Origin of the sequence: Bartonella sp. OC16QHHD (genome assembly GCF_042194035.1) — a bacterium.
GTDB lineage: Bacteria > Pseudomonadota > Alphaproteobacteria > Rhizobiales > Rhizobiaceae > Bartonella.
This window is the reverse complement of the sequence record NZ_JBHIMJ010000107.1, coordinates 1-5336: the sequence shown is the minus strand read 5'-3', so window position 1 is coordinate 5336 and position 5336 is coordinate 1. Positions and strand designations below refer to the sequence as shown.

At 35.3% G+C, this 5336-nt stretch carries 8 protein-coding genes and 3 pseudogenes; 3 read left to right on the top strand and 8 right to left on the bottom strand.

What is annotated here, in order from left to right:
- From ACFIK1_RS09925 to ACFIK1_RS09905, 5 genes and pseudogenes are all read right to left on the bottom strand, one after another.
- Window positions 1–546, bottom strand: a pseudogene (locus ACFIK1_RS09925) (hypothetical protein); the annotation flags it as partial.
- Between the two features lie 84 nt (window positions 547–630).
- The gene (locus tag ACFIK1_RS09920) at window positions 631–1059 is read right to left on the bottom strand and encodes a hypothetical protein (protein WP_375662699.1); all 429 of its coding nucleotides are present in this window, start codon (window positions 1057–1059) and stop codon (window positions 631–633) included.
- Window positions 1060–1073: 14 nt separating this feature from the next.
- Complete coding sequence (locus ACFIK1_RS09915) at window positions 1074–1487, bottom strand: DUF1376 domain-containing protein (protein ID WP_375662698.1); 414 nt, start codon at window positions 1485–1487, stop codon at window positions 1074–1076.
- Window positions 1477–1830, bottom strand: coding sequence for a DUF1376 domain-containing protein (locus ACFIK1_RS09910; RefSeq protein WP_375662697.1), 354 nt, complete (start codon window positions 1828–1830; stop codon window positions 1477–1479). The genes ACFIK1_RS09915 and ACFIK1_RS09910 overlap by 11 nt, the downstream gene beginning before the upstream one ends.
- A pseudogene (locus ACFIK1_RS09905) lies at window positions 1820–2295 on the bottom strand (crossover junction endodeoxyribonuclease RuvC). Before ACFIK1_RS09905 ends, ACFIK1_RS09910 begins: the two are co-directional and overlap by 11 nt.
- Before the next feature lie 75 nt (window positions 2296–2370).
- Here ACFIK1_RS09905 and ACFIK1_RS09900 point away from each other — a divergent pair.
- Window positions 2371–3195, top strand: a complete 825-nt coding sequence (locus ACFIK1_RS09900; RefSeq protein WP_375662696.1) for a hypothetical protein — start codon at window positions 2371–2373, stop codon at window positions 3193–3195.
- On the opposite strand, the gene ACFIK1_RS09895 is transcribed toward ACFIK1_RS09900, so the two are convergent.
- From ACFIK1_RS09895 to ACFIK1_RS09885, 3 genes are read right to left on the bottom strand one after another with little or no spacing between them, the layout of a single operon-like run.
- Window positions 3169–3807 (bottom strand): hypothetical protein, encoded by a 639-nt coding sequence (locus ACFIK1_RS09895; protein WP_375662695.1) that lies wholly within the window; start codon window positions 3805–3807, stop codon window positions 3169–3171. The two genes, ACFIK1_RS09900 and ACFIK1_RS09895, sit on opposite strands and share 27 nt — an antisense overlap.
- A gap of 10 nt (window positions 3808–3817) precedes the next feature.
- The gene (locus tag ACFIK1_RS09890) at window positions 3818–4288 is read right to left on the bottom strand and encodes a coiled-coil domain-containing protein (RefSeq protein WP_375662694.1); all 471 of its coding nucleotides are present in this window, start codon (window positions 4286–4288) and stop codon (window positions 3818–3820) included.
- Window positions 4289–4298: 10 nt separating this feature from the next.
- A complete protein-coding gene (locus tag ACFIK1_RS09885) occupies window positions 4299–4550 on the bottom strand; it encodes a helix-turn-helix domain-containing protein (RefSeq protein ID WP_375662693.1) in 252 nt (83 codons plus the stop codon).
- 91 nt (window positions 4551–4641) lie between these two features.
- Here ACFIK1_RS09885 and ACFIK1_RS09880 point away from each other — a divergent pair, with 91 nt between their 5' ends.
- Window positions 4642–4944: a helix-turn-helix domain-containing protein gene (locus tag ACFIK1_RS09880; RefSeq protein ID WP_375662692.1), complete on the top strand. Its 303-nt coding sequence runs from the start codon at window positions 4642–4644 to the stop codon at window positions 4942–4944.
- Between the two features lie 197 nt (window positions 4945–5141).
- Window positions 5142–5336, top strand: a pseudogene (locus ACFIK1_RS09875) (hypothetical protein); the annotation flags it as partial.

Here is a 5336-nt window from a genome sequence, read left to right as displayed (position 1 = left end):
GGCATTGTCATAAATTTTTGCCTCTATACTAATAAAAGCTTTTCCATAAACCACGGCATTATCACAAACTTGACCACAAACCTTAGCATGATCATAAACCTTGGCATTGCCATTAACCACACACTTGCCATAAACCCACCACTTGCCACGAAACCACATGGTACCACTAATACTAGCATTATCAAAAATCTTAGCATTGCCATAAACATGGGTATCACGACCATAAACCTTGGCTTTATCACTCACTACAACGTTACCATAAACTTTAGCATTTTGAGCAACAACGGCTTCATTACGTATTTTAGCATTTTCACTAACGACAGCATCATATGCTGCAATAGCATCATCATACACCCAGCAATTCCCATCATGAGAGAGGTTATCTTCCTTCTCAATAAAACCACCAAGGTCACCAGCCTTGACATCATCGAAATCCCTTAATGCGCGTATGCGATAAAAGTATCTAGGTTGACGGGTTTCTGCATCGTAAACTTTTTTTATTTCGTCTATAATTTCATATTTTTTGGATACATTTTTAGTGGTCATAGGTAGCTCCCTAATCTAATATTCAAACAAATTTTTAAATGAAATGGTTATAAGGAGGCGCCCCCGCCGCGCCCTATTGTTTAATTACCAACATGGATCATCGATTTCGGGAATAAATTTATCACAAATAAGATCATTAGGTGATAAATAGGTATCACTTTCAATATCAGAATCCCCAATTACAGTAGCACCATTTATGATGACATTTTCACTAATACAAGAGGTATCACCAACAAAAGCTTTACCATAAATTTTTACATTATCGTAAATAGCAGCACTATCACAAACTTTTGCATTATCAGAAATATGAACATTATTTACAACACGTGCGTTATCAGAAACCGTAGCAGAATCTTTAACGATAACATCACAAGCTACATAAGCATTATCAGTAACGAGCGCATTTTGATAAACACGGGCATTATCAAAAATCCAGCAACTTCCCTCATGTGATAGATTATCTTCCTTTTCAATAAAGCCACCAAGGTCCCCCGCATTAACCTTCCCAAACATATAACCAAAATCTCTTAATGCTCTAATACGGTGTAAAACATGACCATCAATTTCGATTGTCTCATCAGTAAATTCATATTTTTATCCCATCTTGCCTTTGCTGCCTTTTGTGCTCTTTCTGAAAACTTATTTAAATTATCATTTGAGTTATTGAGTTCCTCTTCAACTCTTAAACTCCACAAACGACCATCTTCTAAACGTATGATCTTCTCATCGCGTAATAAGATGTCTAATGTATTTTTTAGAACTCTCACTGAACAACCTGCCCACCGTGCTAATTTGGGAGCATCTTCAATAATAGGGCGGCGCTCTTCATACATATATAAGACAAGTGTCATATAAAGACCTTTTTCCACTATACTCATGCCACTAACATCAACAATCCATTGTGAAGAAAAAAGCCTCGTCCATGGCAACTTAGTTGACATACTTCACCTCCCTTTCTTTATTATCATTGCAAGTGAAATTATCTAGCTCTTCTTCACGGAGGTTGTTGAGTTCTTCTTCAACATCTAAATTCCATAAGCGACCATCTGCTAAACGAATGAGATATCCTTCTTCAAGCAAAACATTCAGTGCCGCTTCAAACTTCTTCACTGAATAACCAGTGTAATGAGATAAAACTTTAATATTATAAAAAAGAGGTTCACCAGTACGCAACATACGTAACCGTAATCGCATATAGATATTGCCCTCTATAGCAGGCAAATAATCAACAACTATTGCCCACTTGTCTGCAAAAAGCCTCGTCCATGGTAATTTAATGGACATACCCCAATTCCCTTTCTTTAACTAAATATAAAATTGCTAAAGCATCTGCTTCGTTATCATCACAAGGCGCATGACCTTTGGAACATATCGCCTTAATCATCTCTTCTTTCGACGCATTCCCCTTGCCTGTCTCGTCGCTTTCTTAATTGTACTTACTGGTATCCCCTCATACGGTATCTGATGCTGTTCACACCACGCCGTTAACGTTGCTAACAAACCACCGTAAACATGCGCTGCATCTGTACCTTTATGACGCCTCACCTCTTCAAAATACACCGCGTCAATTTGACCTGCTGTCTGCTTTATTTCTGATAGCCATTGTTTAAAACGCAAATAACGCATTCCACCGCCTTCAAAACGGCGCGATTGAAAATTCACGGTACCACTGAACATGTCACCACTTGCACCACGTATCGCCCACCCAGTCCGCGTACCTAGATCAAAACAAAGAATCGTGTTATTCACCGCGCCGCTCCATATAAAACGTGTTTTATAGAAGTGTTTTTTTCCGAAAATGAAAGAAAGAACGGTGTGTAAAATATGCAAGCAGTTTTAAATTGGATAGAACAGCATCCTGTATTATTTTCAGCGTTTTCTGTATTATTTTCAGCACTTTCTTCGGTTGGTGCTTTATTATCAGCAATTTTTGCTTTTCGTTCTATTAAACAGACATTGAAATTAAGAAAGGAAGACAAAATAGAAGCTGAAAAATCAAGAAAGGAAGATCTAGAAAAGTTTAAAGCTGAATTAGCTAATGCCATGGACATAGCTAAATCAACTAAACAACAAGCACAAGCGCTAGAAAAGCTTACCAACGTTCTAGAAAAACAGACAGAAATTTTAGAGCAAAGAAAACTTAATGTTTTGTCACAATATATGCGAACATATAAAGATCCCGATAGTGACGTATTTTTATTCATCGATATAGCTTTATTCATTGCAAATCCTACAAAACAACCAATTACAATCAATTCGATTAGTATAAACAAAGACAGCCTTTTTAGATTTATTCATGCAACATATAGTATATCCTATCCTTTTCCTCCTTATAAAAAGGTACACACCATCTCCCCCAAAAATTTCAAACTTCTCTGTTTAAAAAAACCTAAAGTAAAACCTGAAATATATGATACTCTTAATGTATTTAGCCTTGATGTTTCCAGCTCTCTATACTTGGTTCTTACTATCGCACCTATAAATAATAATACACCATCTAGACTAACATTCACTTTAGAACACACTGCCGTAGATCCTCAAAATCCACCAGAAAAAGTGAATTTTCCCGTCCGCGATATTCAATACTTTGAACCAGAACCAGAACTCTTACAGCTGTTACGTTCAAAGAATAATGGTTTTCCAATTTGAACAATAACGCTGTTGTTCCTCAATACTTTTTTCAGCCAACTCGGCCCATGTCAGTGGCTTTGGCCTCACAAGATGAAATAATAAATATTGCGATCTATCCCATTTATTAAATTCTTCAATTGTAACGGTTTTTTTTGCCATAAACCATGTATGAACATCGTTAATAATTTGAATTGCTTCATTCTTTCTCTGTTCATCCATCATCAATTGTTGCAATATCTTTCGTGCTCTATCATCATCTTTTTCATCACTATATTCATTTATAATTGGAGCTTTGTTTACAAACTCTCTTACAAGCGCACGAACATCTTCAGGCTCTTGAAGATTGTCATTAATATTTTCATATTCAGTCAAATATTCTTGCTCTTTAGATTTCTTCTGTTCAGATTCCAACAAACGTTCTTGCACTTTTTGTTGCAATTGCTGCAATTGTTGTATTTTCTCTTCATTTTCTGCTAGCTGTCCTTCCATCAACGCTTTTTGTGACGCTATTAACTCATTTTTTTCTGCTAGCTCTTTTCTAAGCCTTCGCACTCTTTTAGAAGAGTCATGAACAGCATAAAACGAAATCACATTCGCAATTAAGGAAATAACAATTGCTACTAAACTCATCTTTCTCTCCTTACTTGCCCTTTTTCTTACTCTTCTTATTTTTATGAGAATTTTCTTTTACTGCTTCATCACGCTGTTTAAGCTCTTGTGTTAGTCTTTGAATTTCCTCGTCGCGTGATTGAACATCTGCTTCGAGTGTCATTACAACTTCACTTACATTTCTGAACGCCTTTTCATGCTCTTCAGTCTTTTGTTTCAGTTGTTTAATTTCCTCGTCACGTTCTTCAATCTCTTGCTTCAGTTGTTTAATTTCTGCTTCAGACTTTCCTATATCCGCATCACATTCATAAATTATATTTCTATTCCCTAATATAAAATCAGTATTTACCTTTTTTACTCTTGCCATAAGATATTGAATCTCCTCTGAAAGAGCCTTAACCTGCGCGCGATAATGCAATGCAATACGAAACATCACTCCGCATAAAAGCAATGCTCCAAATACTACACACACAACTATCAATATTATTTCATTTAAACTCATTTTGATCTCCTTAATGCTGCAATCTATCGCCCGTCTGATCAACAACGCGGCTTTTAGAAATTGAAGAAAAATTCTCTTGATACCAATCACTAGGATTTATGTAATTATCAGTAACTTCTGCTATTTTTTGTATTATCCTAGGATGCGGAAATCGCTTCTTATTCACATAGCGTGCTATAGATGCTTGCGTAACACCTACCAAAATAGCAAACTCGGCATAAGTAATATTATTCTTTGATAAATACAGTTTTAGTTTAGACATTCCTCTTTATACCATATCAGTATTATTAAAACAAGCGTATTTTACCATATTGGCATTTGAAAGGATATTTTTTTTAATTAGGATAAGAATCATGAATAATTTGAAATTTTTCAGACAAAAAGTAGGTTTAACTTCAAAAGAATTAGCCGAATTGGTAGGGACTAGTCAGCCACAAATTTTTCGTTTAGAAAATGGACAACGAAAATTAACAAAAGAGTGGGCTATACGTTTGGCGCCACACTTAAAAATTACCCCCAAACAACTGTTGTTTTCAGGAAATAAGCCTAATAGCTTAAATGAACAAATTGAAGATATGTTAGAGCATCTAAGCTACGATAATAAGGTTAAACTTCTTGATCTCCTTTCTTCATTTTATCAAGATAAAAAAGAATAAACTCTCTTTTTTCATCTTCTGTCAATTTATTCCATAGTTCCAATATTTGCGTATTAATCGACCATTTTTCATCCATTTTTTCTACTCATAAAAAAATAAAAATAACCATTTTGGTATTGACTTTAAATTACCGTTTCGGTATCAAAATCCCATATCTTAGAAAATAACTTTTGCCAATAGGCAGTATGGAGGCATTTGTGAATAAACCAGTGTTTATAAATTCTGATGAAATTCTCTTAGTGATGTGCGAAAATGAAGAGCAAAATCTCGCTAAATCTGGTCCTTTCTTAGAAGAAAGTGACATGATCAAATTTATCGACCAAGCCGATAATGCTGTCCAAATTTTGCGTATTGAACCAACGACTAATCGTTGCGAAGATATCTCTGAAGAT

Bases quoted from the DNA above. Each gene is read 5' to 3' on its own strand.
- ACFIK1_RS09920 (WP_375662699.1), bottom strand. From the start codon at position 1,059: ATGTTTGGGAAGGTTAATGCGGGGGACCTTGGTGGCTTTATTGAAAAG.
- ACFIK1_RS09915 (WP_375662698.1), bottom strand. From the start codon at position 1,487: ATGTCAACTAAGTTGCCATGGACGAGGCTTTTTTCTTCACAATGGATT.
- ACFIK1_RS09910 (WP_375662697.1), bottom strand. From the start codon at position 1,830: ATGTCCATTAAATTACCATGGACGAGGCTTTTTGCAGACAAGTGGGCA.
- ACFIK1_RS09900 (WP_375662696.1), top strand. From the start codon at position 2,371: ATGCAAGCAGTTTTAAATTGGATAGAACAGCATCCTGTATTATTTTCA.
- ACFIK1_RS09895 (WP_375662695.1), bottom strand. From the start codon at position 3,807: ATGAGTTTAGTAGCAATTGTTATTTCCTTAATTGCGAATGTGATTTCG.
- ACFIK1_RS09890 (WP_375662694.1), bottom strand. From the start codon at position 4,288: ATGAGTTTAAATGAAATAATATTGATAGTTGTGTGTGTAGTATTTGGA.
- ACFIK1_RS09885 (WP_375662693.1), bottom strand. From the start codon at position 4,550: ATGTCTAAACTAAAACTGTATTTATCAAAGAATAATATTACTTATGCC.
- ACFIK1_RS09880 (WP_375662692.1), top strand. From the start codon at position 4,642: ATGAATAATTTGAAATTTTTCAGACAAAAAGTAGGTTTAACTTCAAAA.